Source organism: Rhodococcus erythropolis R138 (assembly GCF_000696675.2).
Lineage (GTDB): Bacteria > Actinomycetota > Actinomycetes > Mycobacteriales > Mycobacteriaceae > Rhodococcus_F > Rhodococcus_F erythropolis.
Genome location: NZ_CP007255.1, coordinates 379606 through 403503, shown reverse-complemented (window position 1 = coordinate 403503; position 23898 = coordinate 379606). Strand labels below are relative to the sequence as shown.

The 23898-nt window shown below is 63.1% G+C and carries 24 protein-coding genes; 10 read left to right on the top strand and 14 right to left on the bottom strand.

Annotated elements, in window-relative coordinates; genetic code table 11:
- Positions 1–38 precede the first annotated feature (38 nt).
- Positions 39–308 carry a helix-turn-helix domain-containing protein gene (locus H351_RS01890; RefSeq protein WP_003943854.1) on the bottom strand — a complete coding sequence of 90 codons (270 nt, stop codon included), beginning with the start codon at positions 306–308 and terminating at the stop codon, positions 39–41.
- 49 nt (positions 309–357) lie between these two features.
- On the opposite strand from H351_RS01890, the gene map reads away from it, so the two are divergent.
- The gene (map, locus tag H351_RS01885) at positions 358–1122 is read left to right on the top strand and encodes a type I methionyl aminopeptidase (protein WP_020905776.1); all 765 of its coding nucleotides are present in this window, start codon (positions 358–360) and stop codon (positions 1120–1122) included.
- 9 nt (positions 1123–1131) lie between these two features.
- On the opposite strand, the gene H351_RS01880 is transcribed toward map, so the two are convergent.
- Positions 1132–2964: a glycosyl transferase gene (locus H351_RS01880; protein ID WP_019746419.1), complete on the bottom strand. Its 1833-nt coding sequence runs from the start codon at positions 2962–2964 to the stop codon at positions 1132–1134.
- Positions 2965–3299: 335 nt separating this feature from the next.
- Here H351_RS01880 and H351_RS01875 point away from each other — a divergent pair, with 335 nt between their 5' ends.
- Positions 3300–3971 carry an MspA family porin gene (locus H351_RS01875; protein WP_020968119.1) on the top strand — a complete coding sequence of 224 codons (672 nt, stop codon included), beginning with the start codon at positions 3300–3302 and terminating at the stop codon, positions 3969–3971.
- Positions 3972–3993: 22 nt separating this feature from the next.
- Here the strand turns inward: H351_RS01875 and H351_RS01870 are convergent, their stop codons facing one another.
- From H351_RS01870 to H351_RS01850, 5 genes are all read right to left on the bottom strand, one after another.
- Complete coding sequence (locus H351_RS01870; protein ID WP_029254214.1) at positions 3994–4626, bottom strand: hypothetical protein; 633 nt, start codon at positions 4624–4626, stop codon at positions 3994–3996.
- Positions 4627–4725: 99 nt separating this feature from the next.
- Positions 4726–5334: a TetR family transcriptional regulator gene (locus H351_RS01865; RefSeq protein ID WP_244891420.1), complete on the bottom strand. Its 609-nt coding sequence runs from the start codon at positions 5332–5334 to the stop codon at positions 4726–4728.
- A 73-nt stretch (positions 5335–5407) separates the two neighbouring features.
- On the bottom strand, positions 5408–7261 hold the full coding sequence (locus H351_RS01860; RefSeq protein WP_029254216.1) for a galactan 5-O-arabinofuranosyltransferase: 1854 nt from the start codon (positions 7259–7261) through the stop codon (positions 5408–5410).
- A gap of 90 nt (positions 7262–7351) precedes the next feature.
- Entirely contained in the window at positions 7352–8113 is a 762-nt protein-coding gene (locus tag H351_RS01855) for a decaprenylphospho-beta-D-erythro-pentofuranosid-2-ulose 2-reductase (RefSeq protein ID WP_019746424.1), read from the bottom strand.
- The gene (locus tag H351_RS01850; RefSeq protein ID WP_003943934.1) at positions 8110–9543 is read right to left on the bottom strand and encodes a decaprenylphosphoryl-beta-D-ribose oxidase; all 1434 of its coding nucleotides are present in this window, start codon (positions 9541–9543) and stop codon (positions 8110–8112) included. The genes H351_RS01855 and H351_RS01850 overlap by 4 nt, the downstream gene beginning before the upstream one ends.
- 63 nt (positions 9544–9606) lie before the next feature.
- Here H351_RS01850 and H351_RS01845 point away from each other — a divergent pair, with 63 nt between their 5' ends.
- From H351_RS01845 to H351_RS01835, 3 genes are read left to right on the top strand one after another with little or no spacing between them, the layout of a single operon-like run.
- Positions 9607–10080, top strand: coding sequence for a GtrA family protein (locus tag H351_RS01845; RefSeq protein WP_276328031.1), 474 nt, complete (start codon positions 9607–9609; stop codon positions 10078–10080).
- A 54-nt stretch (positions 10081–10134) separates the two neighbouring features.
- Positions 10135–11061: a PIN domain-containing protein gene (locus tag H351_RS01840; RefSeq protein ID WP_029254218.1), complete on the top strand. Its 927-nt coding sequence runs from the start codon at positions 10135–10137 to the stop codon at positions 11059–11061.
- Between the two features lie 19 nt (positions 11062–11080).
- Complete coding sequence (locus H351_RS01835) at positions 11081–12064, top strand: alpha/beta hydrolase (RefSeq protein ID WP_029254219.1); 984 nt, start codon at positions 11081–11083, stop codon at positions 12062–12064.
- A gap of 13 nt (positions 12065–12077) precedes the next feature.
- Here H351_RS01835 and H351_RS01830 read toward each other — a convergent pair whose 3' ends face one another.
- Positions 12078–12704: a TetR/AcrR family transcriptional regulator gene (locus tag H351_RS01830; RefSeq protein WP_124566830.1), complete on the bottom strand. Its 627-nt coding sequence runs from the start codon at positions 12702–12704 to the stop codon at positions 12078–12080.
- A 211-nt stretch (positions 12705–12915) separates the two neighbouring features.
- Here H351_RS01830 and H351_RS01825 point away from each other — a divergent pair, with 211 nt between their 5' ends.
- The 4 genes from H351_RS01825 to H351_RS01810 are packed head-to-tail and all read left to right on the top strand — an operon-like array spanning position 12916 to position 17472.
- Positions 12916–13707 (top strand): cyclase family protein, encoded by a 792-nt coding sequence (locus tag H351_RS01825; protein WP_051636443.1) that lies wholly within the window; start codon positions 12916–12918, stop codon positions 13705–13707.
- A gap of 53 nt (positions 13708–13760) precedes the next feature.
- On the top strand, positions 13761–14693 hold the full coding sequence (locus H351_RS01820; RefSeq protein WP_019746428.1) for a fumarylacetoacetate hydrolase family protein: 933 nt from the start codon (positions 13761–13763) through the stop codon (positions 14691–14693).
- Complete coding sequence (locus H351_RS01815; protein ID WP_020905787.1) at positions 14690–15928, top strand: thiolase family protein; 1239 nt, start codon at positions 14690–14692, stop codon at positions 15926–15928. The genes H351_RS01820 and H351_RS01815 overlap by 4 nt, the downstream gene beginning before the upstream one ends.
- Complete coding sequence (locus H351_RS01810) at positions 15925–17472, top strand: AMP-binding protein (protein WP_029254222.1); 1548 nt, start codon at positions 15925–15927, stop codon at positions 17470–17472. The genes H351_RS01815 and H351_RS01810 overlap by 4 nt, the downstream gene beginning before the upstream one ends.
- Here the strand turns inward: H351_RS01810 and H351_RS01805 are convergent.
- The 4 genes from H351_RS01805 to rfbA are packed head-to-tail and all read right to left on the bottom strand — an operon-like array spanning position 17461 to position 20981.
- On the bottom strand, positions 17461–18321 hold the full coding sequence (locus tag H351_RS01805; RefSeq protein ID WP_029254223.1) for an ATP-grasp domain-containing protein: 861 nt from the start codon (positions 18319–18321) through the stop codon (positions 17461–17463). The two genes, H351_RS01810 and H351_RS01805, sit on opposite strands and share 12 nt — an antisense overlap.
- Positions 18322–18355: 34 nt before the next feature.
- Positions 18356–19447 (bottom strand): S1C family serine protease, encoded by a 1092-nt coding sequence (locus tag H351_RS01800; RefSeq protein WP_029254224.1) that lies wholly within the window; start codon positions 19445–19447, stop codon positions 18356–18358.
- A gap of 51 nt (positions 19448–19498) precedes the next feature.
- The gene (locus tag H351_RS01795; RefSeq protein ID WP_020968128.1) at positions 19499–20104 is read right to left on the bottom strand and encodes a dTDP-4-dehydrorhamnose 3,5-epimerase family protein; all 606 of its coding nucleotides are present in this window, start codon (positions 20102–20104) and stop codon (positions 19499–19501) included.
- Between the two features lies 1 nt (position 20105).
- Entirely contained in the window at positions 20106–20981 is an 876-nt protein-coding gene (gene rfbA, locus H351_RS01790) for a glucose-1-phosphate thymidylyltransferase RfbA (protein ID WP_029254225.1), read from the bottom strand.
- Between the two features lie 98 nt (positions 20982–21079).
- Between rfbA and rfbB the strand changes: the two genes are divergently transcribed.
- The gene (gene rfbB, locus H351_RS01785) at positions 21080–22081 is read left to right on the top strand and encodes a dTDP-glucose 4,6-dehydratase (protein ID WP_029254226.1); all 1002 of its coding nucleotides are present in this window, start codon (positions 21080–21082) and stop codon (positions 22079–22081) included.
- Positions 22082–22088: 7 nt separating this feature from the next.
- On the opposite strand, the gene H351_RS01780 is transcribed toward rfbB, so the two are convergent.
- Together H351_RS01780 and H351_RS01775 are read right to left on the bottom strand one after the other, a co-directional pair.
- Positions 22089–23042 carry a lysylphosphatidylglycerol synthase transmembrane domain-containing protein gene (locus H351_RS01780; RefSeq protein WP_153211149.1) on the bottom strand — a complete coding sequence of 318 codons (954 nt, stop codon included), beginning with the start codon at positions 23040–23042 and terminating at the stop codon, positions 22089–22091.
- Between the two features lie 124 nt (positions 23043–23166).
- A complete protein-coding gene (locus H351_RS01775; RefSeq protein WP_029254227.1) occupies positions 23167–23883 on the bottom strand; it encodes a DapH/DapD/GlmU-related protein in 717 nt (238 codons plus the stop codon).
- Positions 23884–23898 lie beyond the last annotated feature (15 nt).

Sequence of the window (23898 nt, the reverse complement as noted above, 5' to 3'; positions counted from 1 at the left end):
TTAGGCGAGTGCGGGCCCACACATCCTGAGAGAACTACTCAGGATGCAACTTCCTGTTCGGATTGTGGTGTTTCAAGTGTTCGGGCGATGGTGTCGAGTGAAATACCCAACACTTCCGCGACCGCGCTGATGGTGAAGAAGGCGGGTGTCGCGATGCGTCCGGTTTCGATCTTGCGCAGCGTTTCGACGGAAATACCGGCGTCGAGCGCTACCTGAACCATGCTTCGGTCCCCCCGCGCCGATCGCAGGAGTTCACCCAGTCTTAGTCCTCGTTCGAGTTCTTCCGCCGTCAGCGGCACGCGCACCATGTGCTTATAGTAATACCGGTATAGTTATTCGACAAGGAAGGTGTTCGAGATGGTCGAAATCAAGACCGCAGGGGAAATCGACGCGATGGCGGCGGCGGGGAGAATCACCGCGCAGGCGCTGGCTGCGGCGCGTGAGGCGGCAAGCGTCGGAGTGACGTTGCTCGAATTGGACGCCGTTGCCGCGGAGGTCATTTCGGCTGCCGGCGCCTCGGCGCTGTTCTTGAATTACCGGCCGGCGACGGCGCCGATACCCTTTCCCGGTGTCGCCTGCATCAGTGTGAACGATGCTGTGGTGCACGGTATCCCGAATGGGTACCGACTCCGTGACGGTGACCTGGTCAGTATCGACTGCGGCGCGAGACTCGACGGTTGGTGTGGTGACTCCGCCATCAGCTTCACCGTCGGACAGGGAAGTAGTGAGGATCAGGCACTGATCGACGCGACCGATGAGGCACTAGCCCGTGGCATTGCCGCCGCCCAGCCCGGAAACCGATTGGGCGACATCGGTGCCGCGATCGGACAGTACGCGCGCGGCCTCGGATACGGAATGCTCGCCGATCACGGTGGGCACGGCATCGGCCGCGAGATGCACGAAGGGCCGGACGTGCCCAACGAAGGTCGAGCAGGCAAAGGCTTCCGGTTACGGCCCGGCCTGGTCATCGCCATCGAACCGATGCTCATCGCCGACGGAACCGACGACTACCGGCACGACGCCGACGGGTGGACCCTTCGCACCGTTTCGGGCGCCAGGGCTGCGCACAGTGAGCACACTGTCGCGATCACCGAAGACGGTCCGGTGATCATGACCCGCTGATCAACCCGCTCAGCTCTGGTTGGAGGTCTTGCCGCTCACGAGGTCTCGTACGTCCCACACCCACACGTCGTCGACGCGCTTGGCGTCGAAGCCGACCAGCTCGTCGACCGTGTGGCGCAGGGCGTCGTCGCCGGAGAATCGGGGAAGCACCAGTACGTCGGCGTGCCAGTACCGCAGGTCGGTCAGTGCGTTCGCCCTGGTGCCCACGTCGATCAACGGGACCTTGCCGGTTTGTTTGGCATTGACCAGCAGGGTCGAGGTGGGCCGGGACTCGGCGCCGTAGATCCCGGCGCGGGTCTTCGAATCCGGGCCGACGAAGTACCCGCCGGCGATGGGGAAGCCGAAGTCGGCGTCGACCTGCCAGCTCAGTGCGCGGGCGTCTTCGGCGCTCGCGACAGGGACCGTCACCAGGGTGCCGTCGCTGACGTAGTTCTCCCACGAGCCGCTGGTGATGAATTCGGGCGTCGCAGATCGCTGATCGGCGTCGATGGGGGTCGGGATGAGGGGAATCATCGCGACGGCGAGTGCCACCAGCCAGACACCGGCTGCCGTGCGGCGCGGTCCACGAAGTTCGACAAAAGCGCGGTAGGTGCCGAGGGTGAGCAACAGTCCGATCGCCGGAATCGCGCCCATCGCGAATCGGGATTCGAGCACCGATTCGAACAACGGCAAGTCGGCGAGGAGTTTCCACGGCAGGGTGATGCCGGTCTTGTCACCGTCGATGGTCAGTTCGGAACCGAGCGAGAGCACACCCATCACCACGATCACGGCGGCGGCAGCGCGGGTCAGGCGGATGCGCCACAGCCACACCGTTGCGCCGAGAAGCAGGAGCACCAACGGCCATCCGAAGTACGCGTTCTCCTCGGTCGGGTTCATCCGGAACTCCGCGCCCTCGGGATCGCCCGCGACCGATTCGGTCGGGAACGTGGTGAGTGCAGCGGTGTCGTTGCCGGCCTGACCGTGCGAGACGCCGTCGTAGCTCGCAGGGCCGAAGAACTGCGACCACAGCGGCACCGCGGTGATCAGGAGTGTGACCGCGCCGCCGATCACGAGACCGGGCATCGCGCGCTTGATCGCCTGGCGCGACTTGGCCAGGTCAGGCAGTGCATAGGCGGCGCCGAACACCATGGCTGACATCGTGAAGATGAGGAGCGGCTCTTCGCCGAGGAAGATCTGCCACGCGACGAGTAGGCCGAGAACGATTCCGTCGCGAACCGGACGCTTGCCGTTCGAGATGCGCACTACCTGCAAGAAGATGAACGGAAGTACGAAGAACGCGACGAAGTTCGGGTGGCCGTTGGCATGCGAGATCATGGCGGGCGCGAATCCGCAGAACCCCGCTCCGACGGCGGCCGCGATCTTGGAGCGGACGGAGACGCCGGTCAGTACGTGCCGCGAGAATGCCCAGTACCAAGCGATGGCAGTGCCGCCGAGGCCGGCGGTCAGCCCGATCGCATACGTGGCCGTCGGTCCGAAGATCAGCGTGATCGGGGCCAGCGGGATGCTGATGCCGAACATCGCGGTATTGGCCATCAGGTTCACGCCGAGCGGGTAATTCTGCAGGTCACTGAACAGCGGGCTGCGGAACTGGGCGAGGGCGTGAGCGGTATCGGCGAAGAACCATTCCCACATGGCCTGGTCGCGGCCCGCGTTGAACAGATAGCCGGACTGCAGATCGCTCCACAGGTTCGACATCACGTAGATCGCCGCAACGGTGAACGTCGCCATGATCGCGAGGTCGACAAGACGCCCGCGCTGGACGACCGAGCGCCGCACTGCTGAACGGACTCGCCCTGGACGTGCTTCTTCGAGCAGTTGGACGTCGGGCAAGGTCTCGGTCATGCAGTCGGTGCCTTTCGGTGCTGGCGCCCATCCCTGAAGTGGCAGTTCTCAGAAGTTCGGGGTGGCCTATTTAGGTCTCGATTCGATAACTTCCTCTGTCAGAGTAACGAACAAAACGGTTCGCGTCCGCGAGCGGGCGCAGTCGACGGGACAAACCGGGCCACCCGACTTGTCCGGAAAGTAATGTTTTCGTGCATCGTTTGACGGGTTCGTGACCGGGGTATCGCAACAAGGATCTTGCTCGCGTTTGTTCAGGCAGCCCCGACGAATCCCATCCTCGACGAAGAGTTGGAACCTACGTCCGGGGCCTATACCGGATGGGATGGTGCTTGTGCATGTCGAAGACAGCAGTTCGCAGTAGCGCAGTGGGAGCAGTGGCCTTACTGGCCGTTGTCCTGGGGGGTGGGACGGCGTCGGCAGGCGTCGACAACACCAGTTCGATCACCGACGTCAAAGGAAATCGGATAGAGGTCTATCAGGCTGATACCGCTATCCACGTCTTTCCGCCTCTCGACAGCTCACCGCTGAGCGTCGAGTTCTTCCACGACGGGGTTGCCGGCGTGAAGATCGACGGGCCGGACGCAGCAAGTTTCACCGGCACGAAGCTGACGATCGGTTATCAAATCGGCTACCCGATCGCGTTGACCGGTGCGACGGTTGTTCTCAACAGTCCCGGCCTCGACTGGGCAGTCGAGAGCGGAACGAACCTCGGTATCGGTCTGGTTCCGGACTTCGAACTGGGCCTGGACATTTCGAACGGGTTCGCCATCGGCGGCGACATCATTCCTTCACAGGAACTGGACGTCGATCTGGCGCCGGGCGGTATCACCGACGTCGCGCTACTCGAAGACCAGGAATTCGACGGACCTGAAGCAGCCGTCCGGCTCTCCGGAGTTCACGGATACGTACAGGGAGCCATCGGGCCGGTAACCATCAGGCCGTACGCGAAGGCTGTCACGTCGAATGGCGATACCGTCGTCACTTACGGTGTGCCGCAACGACTGTGAAGCAGTACCGGCGCTCCCGCCCTCACGCTGCAACAGCGTGGTGGTGGGAGCGTTCCGCGTTGTGAGTTGTCGAATCGGTGCCACGAATAGGCTCGGCGTCCGCCCAATGGGCACTGCGGGAAACACTGACGAGTTTCGCGACCAGCCGTGCCGCGATCCACACGAGGTACACGGCGGTGATCAGAAGCAGAAGTGCCCAGTCGTGCGCGAAGAATCCGACTATCCCGCCGATCGTGAACGCGAGGGCGACGAAGACGACGCGTCCGCCCACGTCGGTCTCGACCAGGTACTCGGGTTCGACCGGGTCGTCGGGTCCGCTCGATTCATCGACGTCCCCAGCCGATTCGGCTCTTGACTTCTCGTGGTGTTCGGTCGGGATCTCGAGTAGCTCACCCCATTCGAGCACCGCAACGGTATGTGCGGTGTCGGTCGGGATCGCGCGGTAGTCGCGGGACTCGGAAACGTCGATGAGAGCCCTTGCCAGAGTGAGTACTTCGATGCGATTGCGAATCGCGACGCTCAACACTTCGTGGAAGGCCTGCTCGCGCCCGAACGGTTTGCCGCGCGCAATGACCAGAACATGTTCTGCGGAATCGAGAACTGCACGATGCGGTACAAGCTCGCGGCTTTGCGTAACGAGTTCGCTCACTGTCATCACCTACCCCGCCGGTGGTTGATGCGGCCGTTTGCTCGACTGCGCTTGGAGGGGCTGAGTACCCCGGCAGTTTCGGAAACAAACTCGCCGGACAGCGTGTCAGATTTGCGCAGCCGGGGCCGAGAGTGCTCCGAGGCAACTTTCGATGAGGTCGGCAACAATCACGTGAGCACGTTCTCGGTTGTCGACGCGCCCCTCCCACGTGGCAAAAGTGACGACGGCGAGCACGGTCAGAGTTCCCGCCCGAAGTTCGGCGATCTCTGCCGGCAACGAGGACGCAGCGACTATCCGCCGCTGAACTTCGCGGAAACTCTCGGCCTGCATGTGATCACGGATGGTCGACGACATGGCCGGGTCGAAGATCGACTGCACCAGGAACCGTGCGTACAACGTGCCCTCGCGGTAGATGGTCTGTTCCGCCAACGGCAGGACGAGAGCCTCGACGAGGGCACGCATCGTCGGTGGATTCGCGTCGAGATCGATCGTGTCGAGCAACTCGCGTCGACGCTCACCGGCAGGTCGCATTCTGGACTCGACGACGGCCGCCAGCAAACCTTCACGTGAACCGAAGTGATACTGCGCAGCCGATTTGTTGGCCTGTCCGGCTTCGGTCTGAACATCACGAAGCGTCAGAGCGGCCAGACCTCGTTCGGCAACCAGACGCTCGGCTGCATCGATCATTGCCGCTCGGGCATCGGTTCGGGTCACGGTATGAAGTTAGGGGTGCGTCGGGGTCGCGTCAACGACCCCGACGGTAAGCCTTTTGTGACGTATCTCCTGGTTAGATCGCGTCAGAGCGGGTAACGACCACAAACGGACCCTGCTCGGTGACTGTGAAACGAGGATCGTCGAACAATTCCTTGGGGAACGTGACCGTGTAGCGGCGGACGTTCGGGTCGTTGGGGTAGACATCCTCGGCCAACCGCAGTGTGTACCCGTCGGCGCCCTGGCGGAAGACGAAGGCGTCGGGACTGCGCCACGGCGACGCGTCCAGCGCAGCTATCAGTTCGTCAGGGGTCTTCAGTTCCGACCACTGCTCGATCAGTGCGGCGCGGGCACGGAAATCGGCGAGGGGGTTTGCGTAGTGCGACGTCAGACCTTGGAAACCGAAGTACGGGTAGAAGCTCAGGAAGCCGATGTCGGCGGTGAGTACCACCGTGTCATGGGGTTCACGTCCCAACTGTTCGCGGATGATCCGGTCGATGTCCGCGTAATTGGCTTCGGCCCCGGGAGGTCGCTTGTCCCCGCGCTCGCCGTTGCCGTCGGTATCGCTGTATGCCACAGCGATATCCGGCGCCAGCACCTGCGGGATGTTCTGCGCGAAGGCGATGGCTCCGATGACACCGAGTGCAACCAGTACCGCTTTGACGCGGGGATTTTCGCTGGTGGCCAGGACGATCCAACCGGCGAACTCGAAGAATCCGAACACGCCGGCGGCCGCAAGGAGTCCGATCAGGACCGACTCCAGTCGAAAGCCGAGGAGCGTACTGCCGGCGACGGTGAACGTCATGGACAGCAGTGCCCACAGGTACACGGCAATGACACCGATACCGAGTGCCCGGGCGCGGCGGGAGAAGAGGAAACGAGAAATCAGCCAGACCGTGCCGAGTAGGCACAGTCCGCCGACGAGCGAGAAACTCAGCATCGGGAAGGGCAGTACCGCACCGGAATCGGGGAGGTAGTGCATTGCCGTGCCGGATTCTGCAGTGGCACCCGAGAGTGCCTTCAACAGGTAGGGCGCCCAGACCGTCAGAGCGACCAAACCCGAGATCACCGCGATTGCGGCGAGCCTGACAAGGGGACCCAGTGCGGCTTTCCACGTGTTCTGAGCGCGGGCGGCAAGTACTGCGGCAACGACTGCCATCAGAGTCACTGCGAACGCGGCGAATCCGAGATACAGCGTGTAGACGGTTGCGGCAAAACCGAGGAACAGACCCGTCCCGAGAATTGCGCCGGCACCGGCGAATCGAGACGCCCCCGGCCGGTCCAATGCGCCCCACGCGAGGATCAGCACCGGCGGGATCAGGAGGTTGATGACGGCGCCGTACGCCTCGGGGGCGTTGTACGCCAACACGACGGCAGTGACGGCCAACGCTGCGACTACGGCCCAATCGCGTCGAATCAGCTTGGTCCACAACACGAGTGCGACGACGGCGACGACAGCCAGCGAGCCGATCGCGTAGGGCTTGAACGCTTCCCAACCGTCCATGCCCAGCAGGTTCGCGACGCGTCCACCGATCCAGAACCAGCCGGCCGGGTAGAACGGCGGCAGATCCACGTACGTCATGTCCTGCAGCGCAGCCGAATCCGTCAGCCGGGTCAGGTACTCGGTCCGGAACTGCTGATCGACCGAGACGCCGTGCAGATACAGACTCGTCGCGGCCAGGGGAAGTCCGAGCGTCGTGGTGACGAAACCGGAGAGCCCGGCCCACGAGAGGAGTTTTGCGACCCGCTCGGCCTTGCGGGCGCGGAACATCAGAACCGCAACACCGACCACTGCGATGCAGAGCACCTGCAGCACCGTCGTGACGGCCTGCGTGACGTTGGAAGACGTGAACGCCGGCCACTGCACTCGGCCGAAAGCAAAGAGCCCGACAGCGGCTACAACAGCGGCGACCAGCGCTCCGAGGGCCATTTCCACCACCGTCGCCGCGGCATTACGCCACGGCGACGGGGTCGAAAGTTCTGTACTCGGAGCAGTTGTTGTTTCTGGCACGGGAGGAGCTTAAACCGGCAACTTCCGGAAGATCGGGCGCGGCACGTGGCGAAGACCCATCATGACGAAGCGCCACGGGCCGGGAGTCCAGACGATTTCCTTGCCCTTGTCCGAGGCGGCAACAGCGAGCTTCGCGACGATGTCCTTGTTGACCGTCAGCGGAGCTTCCTTGACGTGGGCACTGAACTGCGTGCGCACCATGCCGGGGCGAACGACGGTGACCTGCGGTCCGAATTCCGCGAGAGCCTCGCCGAGTCCGAGGTAGAAACCGTCGAGGCCTGCCTTGGTGGAGCCGTAGACGAAGTTGGCACGCTTGACGCGCTCGCCGGCAACCGACGACATCGCGATGATCTTGCCGAAGCCCTGAGCCTTCATCTTCTCGCCGAGAAGAACACCGACCGAGACGGACGCTGTGTAGTTCACGTTTGCGACCAGAACCGCCTTGCGCTGGTTCTGCCACAGCTCTTCGGAGTCACCGTCCAATGCGAAGGCGACGATCGCGACGTCGACGTCCCCGTTCGAGAACGCCTGGTCGATCACCTTCGGGTGCGATTCGAAATCAACGGCGTCGAAGTCGATGAGCTCCACCGAGGTGGCACCCTTCGCTTCGAGCTGCTTGACCGCAGCTTCGCGTCCCGGATCGCCGGGAAGTGCCGCAAGAATGACGCGGAGCGGCGCCTTCTTCAGGTATTCCTCACAGATGGCGAGGCCGATCTCGGAGGTTCCACCGAGAAGCAAAACGGTTTGCGGGTTACCTACAGCGTTGATCACAGTTCCAGCCTTCTGGACATATCGGAGGCGAAAACGCCTGTGGGGTCGTACTTGCGGCGCGTCGCGATCCACTCGTCGATGCGCGGGTACATGGCGTGGAAAGTTTCCGCGGACGTCCGCGAATCCTTGGCCGTGTACAGGCGCCCACCGAATTCGAGGACACGCTTGTCGAGTTCGGTGACGAACTCGTTCAGGCCCGGCTTGATGCGGAAGTCGACGCAGATGTTCCAGCCCGGGATCGGGAAGCTCAGCGGCGCCTGATTGCCCTCGCCGAAGAGCTTGAACACGTTGAGGAACGAGTAGTGCCCGCTGCGCTGGATGTCGACGATGATCTTCTTGAATTCGTCGACGGCCTCCGGCGGAACCACGAACTGGTACTGCAGGAATCCGTTGGATCCGTACGCCCGGTTCCACTCACCGAACATGTCGAGCGGGTGGTAGAACTGCGTCAGATTCTGGACCTTGCCGCGGTACTTGCCGGACTTGCGGAACCAGACCTCACCGATCGCGGTGAAGTTGAACTTGTTGGCCAGCCCGTTGGGGAAGACGTCGGGGAACGTCAGCAACTGCGGCGCATCGAAGGCGAGCGGGTTCTTCTGCAGCTTGGCCGGAAGCTGGTCGAGCTTCGCCAGAGATCCGCGCGAGACTGCCGCACGGCCGAGCTTCGGGGGCGCGGAAATCGCGTCGAACCAGGCGCTCGAGTACTCGTAGTTGGCCTCGCTGCCGTCGCTGTGCAGCGCGATGGTCTCGTCGAGGCTGTTGGTGACGTCGCCGTCGGCGATGAAGTACGCCGTCTCGGTCGGTGTCATCTTGATGGTTGCCCGCAAGATGATGCCCGTCAGGCCCATGCCGCCGATCGTGGCCCAGAACAGTGCGGCCTTCGGGTCGTTGCGCCCGCCCTTGGGGGTGAGCGTGCGAACCTTGCCGTCGGCCGTCAGTAGATCCAACGACACGACGTGGTTGCCGAAGCTACCTGCGCTGTGGTGGTTCTTGCCGTGGATGTCCGAGCCGATGGCGCCGCCGATCGTCACCTGGCGAGTACCCGGCAGGACCGGAACCCACAGGCCGAACGGCAGAGCAGCCTTCATCAGCTGATCCAGATTCACACCGGCGTCGACGTCCACCAGAGCGGTGTCGCGATCGATGCGATGAATGCGGCTGAGTGCATTCATGTCGATGACCAGCCCGCCGGCGTTCTGCGCCGGGTCGCCGTACGAGCGGCCGAGGCCACGCGCGATGACGCCGCGTCGCAGATGCGATGGCTTGGAATCGTTCTGTTCCGCAACCTGGGCGACCGCGTTGGCGATCACTTCCACGTCGGGGGTGGACAGCACCTGTGCGGTGGTGGCGGCGGTGCGTCCCCAACCGGTGAGGGTGCGGGCTTGGGTGTGGAGAGCCGGCTGCGGCGTCTCTTCTGCTGTCGTGGACATCAAGGTAGAGGTTACCTGGGAGTAGTGCCGACGGCTCCGACTCGAGTGGTTACTCTCGTCGTCGTGCCCGAAACACCTGCAAGTCACCAGCACGAACCCCATGTCCCGCTGCCCGTCGAGATTCCTGTCACGACGGACATCGCCGACGACGCGATGGACCTGAAAACGCAGATCGTCCGGTTCGTCGCGACGGGTGGGCTGTCGGCGGTCGTGGACTACGGGCTGTATGTGCTGCTCCTCGCGTTGGGGTTGCCGCGCGTCGCCGCAAAATCGCTGAGCTTCGTCGCAGGCACCACGACGGCGTACCTCATCAATCGTCGGTGGACGTTCAAGGCCGAGCCTTCTCGCGCCCGCTTCATCGCTGTCGTCGCGTTGTATGCGATCACTTTTGCGGTCCAGGTCGGACTCAACGAAGTGATGGTCCATGTCTTCGACGAACATTGGTGGCGGACACCGCTGGCCTTCGTCATCGCACAGGGCACCGCGACGGTCATCAACTTCATCGTTCAGCGGGCAGTGATCTTCAAGATCAAGTAACGGTTCGGGGTGGATTAGCGCATTCGTCCGGTTTCTCGAGAGAGAATCGACCCCATGATCATCGTTCTCGATTCTTCGGCCCTGACCAGGGGCGCACGGTTCGACGCCGCCATCGCCGACGCTCGCGCACTCGGACACCGCGTCGTCGTGCCGCGATTGGTCGTACTCGAGGTTGCGAGCCGCTACCGCGAGGAATCGGCGGAGATGATCGCGGCCCTGAGCGTCCAGGCGCGCATGTACGACCGACTGGGGTTGCGGCGCGACCTCACGAGGTTCGTCGACGCTGCTCACGACAAGGCCGACGGCTACGTCGACGACGTGATCGAAGACCTCGTGGCGATCGGCGTCGAAGTGGTCGATCCAGTCGACGTGTCGCATCTCGAGGTGGCCGAGAGGGCGATCTCGCTGCGTCGGCCCTATACCGACAAGAAGAAGCGAGACGGCTACCCGGCGACGCTGAACTGGCTGACCGTGCTCGATCTCGCCGACCGCAACCCGGAGGTCGACGTCATCTGGGTCAGTTCCGACGCGCGGGCATACGGCGACGGCGAAGACGGGGTCTGGCACGCGGATCTCGCACGTGAACTGGCGTCGCGCGGCCTCGAGTATCGGGTCCGCTGGGCGTCGGACATCCCGGTGATCGACGGACCGGTGCAGGTGGAGCAGGTGGCTGAGGTCGCTGAGGTCGCGCCCGAGGCCCCGGTTGCTCAGGGCTTCGTGGAGCCGGAAGCGGTCGTTCCAGCAGAGATTCCCGAACCCGAGGTTCCGGCGGCGCCCGTCGTTCCGGAGGCACCGGCATCAGCTCCCGCACCCAAGCCCGTACAGCGCGCAGCGCGGACGAGAGTTGCGCCGCAGCGCATCGAACCCGCCCCGAAAGCTCAGTCCGGTGGACTGCGCGGCCTGGGCAAGGTCATCGGCGGGCGGAAACGAAAGGTCACGATCGTCGACGATCTCGACGAAGTCGACCTCTTCGGTGCCTGATCGCTTCTAATCTGGACAGATGTCTCTGTTGCCGACAGTCAGTCGTAGGACCGGAACTCGATACGGCAGGCCGAGTATCGAATCGCAGGTCCTCTACAACGCGTGTCGATGGATGCTTCGGCCCGTAGTTGGGATCGCGCCGCTGACGCCTGGCGCAATGCGCCGCGCCGCAGTTCTGGACTCGGCCGCGGGTGTACGCATTCCCTCCGGGATCGATCGGGAAGCGATTCGTTTTCCAGGTTTCGACGGCGAACTCGTGCGCACGGCAGGCTCGACGGCTGATCTGCGCGAGGGTGTAGTTCTCTACCTGCACGGCGGCGGGTTCATGTGCTGCGGGCTCAACACGCATCGGCCGGTCGTTGCCGGCATCGCCAAGCGAACCGGCCTTCCGGTCCTGCACATCGCATATCGGCAGTTGCCGAGCACGAGCATCAGCGGGTCCGTCGACGACTGCCTGGATGCGTACCGGTGGCTCCTCGAACAGGGAGCCTTGCCGGAAAAGGTTGTCTTCGTTGGTGATTCGGCCGGAGGTTTCCTGGTCTTCGCGACGGCGCTTGCAGCAGTTTCCGCGGGGCTCGAGGTTCCGGCCGGTCTTGTCGGCCTCTCGCCGCTCCTCGATCTCGATTGCACCACCAAATCGGTCCATGCCAACGCTCGACGCGACGTGATCGCCCCGGTGTCGGCATTGATGGCGATCGGAAAGCTTGGCGGACAGACGAACTCGCCCGTCGACGGCGATCTTGCCGCTTTGCCGCCGTCGTTGCTGATTGCCGCCGAATCCGAGGGGCTCAGAGTCGATTCGGAGGTGATGGCGCAACGGCTCGCCGCCGCGGGGGTGCCGTGCTCGCTGCAGATCTGGAACGGCCAGGTTCACGCGTTTCCCGCCGTGTGGCCTGGCTTGCCGGAGAGCCGGGCTGCGTTACGCGACGTCGCCAGGTTCATTCGCACCAGGCTCGATGCGGTCCCACCCCAGGCTGCGGGCGAAAGTTGTTCGGGAAGTTGAACTTCCGGTTCGCCTATGGATTCTCGTGTGCTGCCGGATTCTCGTGCCCTGACGTTGCGGTAGATGCCATCGCGCGGGCATAGATCGATTCGAGTTCGGTTACCGCCGAACGTCGATCGACGTTGTCGGGATCGAGGCGATGTTGGAGGTTGATCCCGAGAGTGCCGGCCAGAAGGGTGACGGCAACCAACTCCGGATTGGCGACCGGTGTGTCGATCGAACGCAGGTAGTCCGCGTACAGCGTTCGCATTGCGACGTACTGCTCTGCGTAGGTCTCGCGGATGGTGGACCCGGGAATCACGGCTTCGATCAGGATGGTCGAGAAAATTCGTGCCTCGGGGTACGACATCAACACGAAGTTGGCTTCGATCAATGCTTCGATTCCGGTCGCCGAGGATGATGCCAACTCTGCGCGCAACTTCTCCATGCCCCACCGGAATGCGTCTTCGACGACGGCTCGTAGAAGCCCGTCTTTCGATCCGAAGTGCCAGGCCACAGACCCTCGGCTGATGCCGGATCTTTCCGCCACGGCTTGTACGGACATAGCGGCCGACCCGCCTTCCGCAGCCAGTTCGGCCGCGGCCTTCACCAGTCGCCGTCTGGTTTCCTCGGAAATCTCCTGCTTGCGTGTCGACGCCATTCGGTGTTCCTGCCTTCTTTCGTTCTCGAGTGCAGCCAATTCCGGCACGCGGTGACGTCGACGTGCCCGTCGGGGCCGAGACCTGCGCACCGGCACTCATGCTACGAGGCCGGTCATCGGACGGCCGTATTCCTCTCGCGACACCCTCTTGCCTATGTTGATCGTCCAGTTCTATGCTGAGCGTCCAATAACTTAACGGAAATGGGCGGACATGGAACTCATCGATCTGACTAGAACTCTCGATCCGGCCGATCGGGAATTGCTCCCCGAGGGTTTGAAGGCACTGGCTTCCGTCGTTGCCCCCTCGGTGACCTACTCGCACCCCGCAGGTGCCGGACGCGACGAGTTCGCGGCAGCACTGCAGTGCGGAGTTCATGATCTTCCGGACGGTGAGGGGTGGGGATCGGAGATGTTGAGTGAGTTCAACAGCCATCTGGGCACACACGTCGACGCGCCGTTGCACTACGGATCAACCTCGGAGGGTAAGCCTTCTCGCACGATCACAGACATCGCGTTGGATGAATTATTCTGCGAGACAGTGGTGCTCGACCTGCGCGGCCGGTGCGAGGCGAATCAGCCGATCTCGGTGGACGCGCTGAAAGCTGCCCTGGCGGAAAACGGTGCGTCCGTTCCCCAGGATGGTGCCGTGTTGCTCCGTACCGGACAAGAGAGCTTCACCTTGGCTGATACAGGGTTCTTTCAGTATCCAGGGATGAGTCGCGAAGGCACGCTGTTTCTCGCCGAGCAAGGCGCGAAGGTGCTGGGCACCGACGCTGCCGGCTGGGACTTGAGCTTTGCAGTCATGGCACAGAAATTTCGTGACACCGGCGACAACTCGGTTCTCTGGGACGGGCACCGGGCCGGACGCGAACGTGAAGTATTCATCGTTCAGCAACTGGCGAACCTCGCCGCGCTTCCGCCCTCGGGATTTCATGTGGCGTTTTTCCCGATCAAGCTTGCGCGAGCCAGCGCTGCCCCGGCTCGTGTGGTCGCGTTCGTCTGAGCAAAATTCCTGCCTCACCTAACGAACAATTCAGTGAAAGGTATTGACTCACAGTGAAACTTGCGACCGTCGAATACGAAAAGACCCAGCAGACGGCTCTGGTGACGGGCAGCGGCGAGCAACTGTTGTTACTCGAGCGAGCTCATCATGATGTGACGGGAAAACCGGCTCCAGAACTGGAAACCATGCAAACCATCATCGAAGGTGGTCCGGCGGCACGGGAGATCCTGGATCGGCTGGCAGACGAGCAGCCGGCAAGTGCGATCGTCGACGCGGGTGATGTGCGCTGGATGTCGCCGCTTCCTCAGCCGGTCCAGATCCGAGACTTCGGCTGCTTCATGGATCACTTCCGCAACGCTCGCGCCCGAATTCAAGGGGTCGCACTCGAGGACGTCGAACTGCCGAAGATTCAGTTGGAGCGCCCGCTGTATTACATAGCGAACCGATTGGCGGTGACCGGACACGAATCTGAGGTCGTGTGGCCCGAGTACTCGAGCCTGCGCGATTACGAACTCGAATTCGCCTGTGTGTTGGGGCGCGGTGGAAGCGACATCTCACGAGCGGATGCCCCTGCGCATATCTTCGGTTACACCATCTTCAACGATTTCAGCGCCCGCGATACTCAGCTCGAGGAGATCTCCACCGGACTCGGTCTCAGTAAGAGCAAGGACTTTTCGAACGCGAATGTCCTCGGCCCCTGGATCGTGACGGCCGACGAAGTCGGAGACCCGTACCAGCTCGAGATGACCGCGAGAATCAACGGAGACGAGGTGAGCCGAGGAACCAGCGCCGACATGGACCATCGTTTCGAGGACGTGATTTCGTTCGCCTCGACTTCCACGCGGCTGTACCCGGGTGAAGTCTTCTGTTCCGGCACCGTGCCGAGTGGATGCGGCTTGGAACACGGGCGGTTCCTCGAACCGGGAGACGTAGTCGAACTCGAGGTCGCCGGCCTCGGTGTATTGAGGAATCGAGTGGTGGCGTGAGCGGCGAAGTCATGGTTCTCGGTGTCGGCGCGACTCCCTTCGGGCGGCACGCGGATACCTCGGCCTCGGAATTGGCGGGGCGTGCAGCGATCGACGCCGTCGAAGACGCGGGCCTGACCCGCGGTGACGTCGGTGCAGTCTTCTACGCGACCGTCAGTCAGAAGGCGATCGACCGGCAGCACATGATCCCAGGCCAGATTGCCTTGAGGCCTTACGGTTTCGGTGGAGTCCCGGTCGTCAATGTCGAAAATGCCTGCGCCGGCGGGGCAACGGCACTCTGGCTGGCGATCGCCCACGTTCGCGCCGGTCTGTCCGAGGTCGCATTGGCGGTCGGGGTGGACAAGCTGGTGTGCTCGGATCCCGCTCGAAGTCTGGAGGTGTTCGACGGTGCACTCGACGTTGCGCATCGCGACGAGACGCTCGCCGGCCTTGCCTCACTCTCCGCTCCGGTGCCGGGTGAACTCGGATCGCAGGGTGAGCGGTCGGTGTTCATGGAGATCTACGCTTCTCTTGCTCGGGCGCACATGGAGAGATTCGGAACGACCGAGTTCGAACTCGCGTCCGTAGCAGCCAAAAATCATGCGCACTCCGTGCACAATCCGTGGTCGCACTTTCGCAAACCCTTCACTGTCGACGAGGTGCTTGCCGCGAGGCGAGTCGCGTGGCCTCTGACCGTTCCGATGTGTTCGCCCGTCAGTGACGGTGCGGCGGCAATTGTTGTGACCACTGCAGACTTTGCGCGAAGGCATGATTCCTCTCGGCGGGCGGCGCGGGTACTCGGTTGCAGCTTGGTGTCAGGCACGGATCGGGCCGCAGATGACGTCGAGAGTCACATCGGTCGCCGAGCGGCAATGAGCGCATACGAGGAAGCCGGAGTCGGGCCAGGCGATGTGGATGTGGCAGAGGTCCACGACGCCACGGCCTTCGGTGAAGTACAGCAGGTCGAGAATTTGGGGTTCTGCCCGATCGGTGAGGGCGGCGCGTGGTCTGCGTCCGGTGCGAGTTCATTGGGAGGCGTGCGTCCGGTCAATCCGTCAGGTGGGCTCGAATCCCGTGGTCATCCGGTCTCGGCAACGGGACTAGCGCAGGTCTTCGAACTTGTCACGCAGTTGCGTGGACAAGCAGCGCGGCGACAGGTTCCCGGGGCTCGAATCGCGGTCGCAGAGAACGGCGGAGGTCTCTACGGCATCGAGGAAGCCGTCGCCGCGGTCACGATCTTGGGAGGGCCACGATGAACGCGGACATGATGAACGATGAACCGATGGCGCCAGGCTTGCACGAGCAAGCGGGATATGCGGATCTGATTCTGTCGGCGCTGCGACGCCGACCAGACCACATCGCGTTTCGATTCACGGATCGGAACGGTGATCGGGCCGAGCTGACATATCGGCAGACCGCGGAACAGATCGAGCGGATTGCAGGTGTCCTCAGTAGCCTCGCTCTGCCGGACGGAGGCGGGGTAGCCCTGCTTGCGGGTCCGTGTCCTGAAGCATTCACGGTCATGGCGGCAGCGTGTCTGGCGGGCGTGCGCTACACGGCACTCCATCCGCTCGCGACCGAAGAGAACGACAGGATGGTGCTGAAAGACAGTGGTACCGATCTCCTGTTGGTTGCCGACGGACAGTTCCAGACGCGCGCCGAAGCGGCGCAGACTCGAGTGATGTCACTGTCAGCCCTCGAATCAGCGTGTGAATTGGCTACGGCGGGAACAGGTTCAGACTTCGGCGGTCAGGGTCGAGCTTTGTATCTCTTCTACACCGGTGGAACTACCGGTGAGCCGAAGGGCGTCATGCTCAGGGACCGATCTTTGGTCGCCAATGCCTGGGCCTGCACCACGTGGGAGTGGCCGGCTGATACCACCATGCTGCTCACCACGCCGATGTCTCATGCTGCCGGTCTGCTCGTCGCACCCGGTCTGCAGCGAGGTGCAAGCTTCGAGTTGCACAGGTCGTTCGACCCGGACAGGGTTGTCGACGCAATCGAAAATGACGGAGTCACAGCTACATTCGTCGTTCCTACGATGCTCTACGCCTTGCTCGACCATCCACGCCTGTCGGATGCGAATCTGTCCGGGCTGAACTGGATGCTTTACGGTGCTGCACCCATCGACCCCACCAGGCTCGCGCAGGCAGGGGCGGTGTTCGGGCCGATCCTGAGCCAGCACTACGGTCAGGCCGAAGCCCCGAATGCGTTGACGGTGCTCGATACACGTGAGCACACGGACGATCCCGCAGTTCTGGGGAGTTGTGGGCGCGCGATGCCAGGTGTCGAAGTGGTGTTGTTCGACGAGCAGGGAAACGAGACCGCGACGGGCGTACCCGGCGAGCTTTGTGTGCGAGGTCCGCTCGTGATGGACGGCTATTGGAACAAACCTGAACAAACCGCTGCAGCGCTCGCGAATGGGTGGTTGCACACCGGCGACGTTGCTCGGATCGACGAAACTGGGCTCATCTCGATCGTCGACCGCATCAAGGACACGATCATCAGTGGTGGATTCAACGTCTACCCGCGCGAAGTCGAGGACTCACTCGGACATCATCCCGCAGTGGCCGCCTGTGCAGTATTCGGTGTCCCCGATCCTCAATGGGGAGAAGCGGTTACCGCGGCAGTCGTACTGAAGACGGGATGGTCGGTCACGCCCGAGCAGCTCGTCGCACACGTGAGATCACACAAGGGCCCGATCTGGGCGCCCAAGGAGATTTCAATTGTGGAAGCGTTGCCGCTCACTGCTTTGGGGAAGGTCGACAAGAAGGCACTCCGAGGCGCTTCACAGACCTAGAGACGCGACAACTGCCCGTGCGAGGGCGTCGGCAGATCCCGGGGCGAATGGCAGAAAGAGTTCGGGCTCGATCAATTCCACTTCCATGAGCAGTGGTTGATCCACCGGCCCCACGACGTCCACACGCGCATAAAGCAATTCGCCGGGACCGCAAGGGGCTGCGGCCAGCGCCGCGTCGGCCACCGCGAGTTCGGCGGTGGACGGTTCGTGGACGTGGTTGGTTCCGCCGTGGAACTCCTGCACGCGGAAGTCGTTGGTGGCCGGGATCTTCCGGACGGCGTGGGAGTAGCGTCCGCCGAGGTGGATGATCGAGCGCTCGCCGTCTACGACATCCGAGATGAAGGGCTGGACCAGAGCGTCGTTGCCACTCTCGAGGATTGAACTGAGGTGAGCGTGGGCCTGCTCGGACCCGGCGGCAAACTTTCCCACTCCGACAGCGCCGGCGGACACTGCAGGCTTGACGATGACGTCGGCACCCTCGAACGAAGGGAGGGTGAGTGTTTCGCTCTTTCCGGCAGCGATCACAGCGGTTGGGACGATAGGTACGCCGGCCGCGGCAAGTTCGGTGAGGTATCCCTTGTGGGCGTTCCACTCGACGATCGGGAGCGGGTTGGCGATCGGGGCGGTCAGCTGATCGAGAACGGCAAGAAATTCGTCGAGGCGCTGGGTGTAGTCCCAGGTCGACCGGATCAGAACCAGGTCGGCGTCGATATCGAGGAGGGACGGGCTCGACCACGGCGCCATCGTCGACGCGATGCCGTAGGAGGTGAGAGCTTCCATGACGAGTTTGCTTTCGACATCCGCCTCGCGGGCGGCGCCGTCACAGGTGAGCAGGAGAACCGTGGTCATGCCACGATGCTTTCACGGCTGGCGCCTTGTACGACTAGCGAGGTGGCCCCTCGTCGAGGACCAGGGAACCGGTCCCGGGTTGCCCCGTTGCGTCCACCCACGTCACTGCGACGGTGTCGCCGGGGCGGCGCGAGCTCATCGCCGCGTTGAGATCAGCGGACGACGCGATCCGGCTGCCACCGAACTCGGTGATGACCGCACCTTTGATCAGCCCCACCCGCTCGGCCGGCGAATCGAAGCTCACGGCAACAACTTCCGCGCCGGCCGGCATCTCCGCGTGATCCTTGACTGCGACACCGAGCACGGGCGTCGGTCCCACACGCACGGTTTCGGAGGAGCGGCCACTGAGTACCTGCTCGACGATCGGCAGCGCGGTGTCGATCGGTATCGCGTAGGACTGAGGCGCCGGCGAGGTTTCGGTGCGGTCGGTGACGGCGTTGCCCGCGCTGCTGACGCCGATCAGCTCGCCAACGGCATTGACCAGGGGGCCACCGGAATCGCCAGGCCGGATGTCCGCGTCCACCTCGATGAGGCCCTTCAACTGGTTTCGCGATCCGTCGGACACGTTGCGGGTGTTGACGGTGACACCGAGGTTGGTGATGACGCCGGGAGCTGGGACGGGTACTCCGCCGCCTTCCGCATTTCCGATTGCGGTGACGGAATCCCCACGAGTGGCTTCTGCTGATTTGCCGACCACAGCCACCGGCAGATCCGTGGCGCCCGCGAGTCGAAGGACGGCAAGGTCGCTGACGCTGTCGTACCCGAGGATCTCGGCGTCGTAGATCAGTCCGTTGGACATGCTGACGGCAGTGACGTCCGAGGCTCCGCTGATGACGTGGTGATTCGTGAGCACAACTCCGTCAGGGGAGAGCACGATCCCGGTTCCGGCGGTGGTGGTGAATCCGGCCGGCGCGGTGATGGTGACGATGGTGGGGACCACCTGGGCCGAGAGCTCCTCCGGGGTGAGCGGAACAACCGGCGCCGGTGGGGTGGTCGTGATGACCGTGACGGGGGCGGACTCGATCGTGCCTGGGGTCAGAGGCGGTGCGGCCAGTGCGAGGGCGCCGAGTCCGGCTGCGAGAACGGCGGCCGTCCACAGACCGCGTCTGCCCGCACGTTTGGTCATCCAGCCGTCCGTCCCGCCGGTCGTCATCCCATCGAGTGTGAAAGGTGAAGATTACCGATTCGGCGAATCTTCGGCCACAAAACCGGGCAACAGACCGTCCGCGCGGAGCGTCGCCAGGGACGGTGCGGCGGCGTCCTTTGCGGAGAGCTCGTAGGTCAGGGGGTCGCCATTACGGTCCGTCTTCGGCCATTCGATCGCGAGTTCAGGATCGAAGGGATCGAGGTCGCGGTCCAGGTTGGGAGAGTATTCGATGCTGCACAGGTACATCACTGTCGATCCGTCCTCGAGTGAAAGGATCGCGTGGCCGAGGCCTTCCGCCAGGAACACCGCTCGTCGATCGACGTCGTCGATCACCACCGCATCCCACTCGCCGAAGGTCGGTGATCCGACCCGTAGGTCTACGACAACGTCGAGGAAGGCACCTTTCACGCAGGTGATGTATTTCGCTTGTCCGGGCGGATTGTCCGTGAAGTGGATCCCGCGGAGGCTGCCGGCTTCGGAAACGGAGCAGTTGGCCTGGGCCAGGTCGAGTGTGCGGCCGGTTGCGGCGGTGAAGGTAGAGCTTTTGAACCATTCGAGAAAGACGCCGCGGTGGTCGCCGAACTGCTTCGGCGTAATCTCCCACGCTCCAGCGATCTTCAGTGGACGAATTTCCACGTCACCATTCCTTGCCGTGCTCGATCAGTTCGAGTAGGTAGTGGCCATACCCGGATTTGCCCAATGCTTCTGCCTGAGTGCGCAATTGGTCGGAGTCGATGAATCCCTGACGCCACGCGACCTCTTCGGGTGAACCGATCTTGAGACCCTGGCGGTGTTCGATGGTCCGCACGTAGTTTGCAGCCTCGAGCAGGGAATCGGGTGTTCCGGTGTCGAGCCACGCCGTTCCGCGGGGGAGCACGTCGACAGAGAGTTTGCCTGCTTCGAGATAGCGCTGATTGATGTCGCTGATTTCGTATTCGCCACGCGCAGAGGGCTTCAGCGTGCGTGCGATGTCGACGACGTCGCTGTCGTAGAAGTAGAGGCCGGGGACTGCGTAATTGGATTTCGGTGACGTCGGTTTTTCCTCGATGGACACTGCTCGACCCGAGTCGTCGAATTCGACGACGCCGTACGCGGTCGGATTCGATACCCAGTAAGCGAACACGGCGCCACCGTCGATATCGGAGAAACGCCTGAGTTGAGTTCCGAGACCGGGGCCGTAGAAGATGTTGTCGCCGAGGACAAGCGCCACGGATTCCGATCCGATGTGATCCGCGCCGAGGGTGAATGCCGTTGCGAGGCCGTTGGGTTCGTGCTGGATCGCGTACGTGAGATTCACACCGAATTGTGAGCCGTCGCCGAGAACTCGTCGGAATTGCTCGGCGTCGTGTGGAGTCGTGATGATCAAGATGTCGCGAATGTCCGCGAGCATGAGAGTGGAGAGCGGGTAATAGATCATCGGCTTGTCGTAGACAGGCAAGAGTTGCTTGCTCACTCCGAGGGTGATCGGGTGCAACCGCGACCCGGTGCCACCGGCCAGAATGATTCCGCGCATGCGTGCAGTGTCCTGCACTCCTGCCCGCCGATGCAAACGGGACATGGCGAATTCTGCCGCTAAAGTGGGAGTTCGTTCGATGAACCTGAGGAGATGAAGTGCGACTACTGGTCACCGGGGGTGCCGGCTTCATCGGTGCCAATTTCGTTCATCAGACGGTGTCGACGCGTCCCGACGTGGAAGTCACGGTTCTCGACGCTCTGACCTACGCCGGAAATCGCGAGTCCCTGGCGTCCGTCGAGGACCGGATCACGTTTGTTCACGGCAACGTGGCCGACGAGCCGCTGGTCGACGATCTTGTCTCGCGCTCCGACGCAGTCGTGCACTTCGCCGCCGAAAGCCACAACGACAATTCCCTCGCCGACCCCGAACCGTTTCTGCGCACCAACGTCATGGGCACTTTCTCGCTCCTGCAGGCAGTGCGTTCACACGGGGTCCGTTATCACCACATTTCCACCGACGAGGTGTACGGCGACCTCGAACTGGATGATCCGGCGAAGTTCACGGAGACGACACCGTACAACCCGTCGAGTCCGTACTCGGCGTCCAAGGCGTCGAGTGATCTGTTCGTGTGTGCCTGGGTGCGCTCGTTCGGGATCGCGGCCACCATCTCCAACTGCTCCAACAATTACGGCCCGTTCCAGCATGTGGAGAAGTTCATCCCACGCCAGATCACCAATCTGCTCGACGGGGTGCGTCCGCGGTTGTACGGGGAAGGTCGCAACGTCCGCGACTGGATTCACGTCGAAGACCACAACCGCGCCGTCTGGGACATCCTGGACCGCGGAAAGTCCGGCGAGACTTATCTGATCGGCGCCGACGGTGAAACCGACAACCGGACGGTGATTGCGGCTCTGCTCGAAATTTTCGGACGCAAGCCGGACGATTTCGACTTCGTCACCGACCGCCCTGGTCACGATCTGCGGTATGCGATCGACTCGACGCGACTGCAGCAGGAACTTGGGTGGAAGCCGCAGTACCGCGATTTCCGAAGCGGACTGGAAGCCACCGTCGAGTGGTATCGCGACAACGAGCAGTGGTGGCGTCCGCAGAAGGCCGGCGTCGAGACGCAGTATTCCGCGTCCGAGAAAGTGGTCTGACCGAACGTCAGGCTTTGGTGGGGTCCGGCACCCGCGAGCGCTCGTGCACGAGTGCATTGCGCAGGCCCCGTGATCCCGACAACGCAGCCACGACGCCGGCAAAGACCTCACAGAGGGTGAACAGCAGCCTCGACGCCAGTGCGAGGCCGAGCGCGACGCCGGCATCCATGAACGGTGAAAGCGCTGCGACGATGACGGCTTCGCGGACACCGATTCCGGACGGGACGACAAAGACGAGGACCCCCGCGCACATACCGAGGGCGAGAGCGCCGATGCACTGGACGAGCCCACGGATTTCGAAGCCCGCCGAACTGGACGCGAGCAGCCACAACTGGATGCCGTAGAGCACCCAGCTTGCTGCGCACCAGCCCAAAGCGAGCGCAATCTTGTGCATCGTGAGCGGCTTGTGCAGCGGCGTGCGGCGGAGCAGTTTCAGCGCGAGATTCACCAGGCGTGTGAGCACCGGCGGGTAGGCGCAGACCAATGCGATCGGTACGAGGATGATCACGCCGACCGCTGCCGCCGTGCTGACCTCGAACAGGGCAGGTAGACCGAAGAGGCCGACGACCAGCGCCGAAGTTGTGCTCAACCCCACCGTGACCAGCACTGCGACAAAGCCTGCGGCACGGGACACACCGGCGCGCCTGACGAGTTCCGTTTGCAGAACGAAGGCCCAGACACTGCCGGGAAGGTACTTGCCGAGTTGGCCGACCAGATAAGCGCGAGCGGCGTCGAAGGCCGGGATCGGTTGTTCGAGGGCGCCGAGTGCGTGCTGCCAGGCCCGCACTGCGGCACCCATACCGAGGAAGATGAACACCGACGAGGCGGCAAGCGTCCACCAGTTCAGCTCGGTGATCGTGTTCTTGACCTCGGACCATTGGGACTTCACCGCGAAGATGATCGCGACGACGATCGCGAGGGTGACGAGCACCTTGAACCCGTTGACGAGAAGGCCGCGCAGAGCGTTCGGCTGTGCGGCCGGTTCGACGTCTTCGACCGGTTGTTCAGATTCGGGAGAGGTACTCACGCGCCTGCATCCCGCCCGTTCGTCATTTCGCAGACGATACCAACCAGGATTTGTCTCGCTAAACCACGAGCGGTTTGTCGGCGCGTTCCCGCCACCAGGTGAAGGCTTCCGAGAGTGAGTCCGGAATGGCCGGTGACGTGCCGAAGCTGCCGGCGGCGTAGAGGTCTTCGATTGCGGAAATATCCGCGTCCGAGATACCCGATCGGCTCATTCCGATCCGGTTGACACCGTTCAACGACACCGGGTTGCCGAATGCCTTCGAGAAGGGTGGAACGTCCTTGACCACGACGGTTCCCATCCCGATCATGGATCCGGAGCCGATGATGCGGCGTTGGTGCGCGACAGTGTGCATGCCTAGGTTGACGCTGTTTCCGACGCTGACGTGCCCGGCAAGCGTCGTGCCGGATGACACGACGCATCGGTCACCGATCTGCACGTCGTGCTCGATTCCCACTCTGTTCATCACGAAGCAGTCTTCGCCGATCTCGGTGCGGCGTTCGCTGCCCTGATGGACGGTGCTCAATTCGCGAATCGTCGTTCGAGCACCGATTCGAATTCCCAGACCGGCGCTGACCGACCAGGATGTCGGGTGTAGCGCGCCGAGGATCTCGGGGGGAGCTCCCAAGACCGCTCCCGCGCCGATCCAGCAATCGTCGCCGATCTCGAGTGGGCCGGTCAGCACGGCGTTCGGTCCGACCGTGACCCCTGCCCCGATCAGTACGTCGGCGCCGATGACGGCGGTCGGATGGATGTGGCAGTCGGCTCGTTCAGACATGCGGGTTCCGGAATC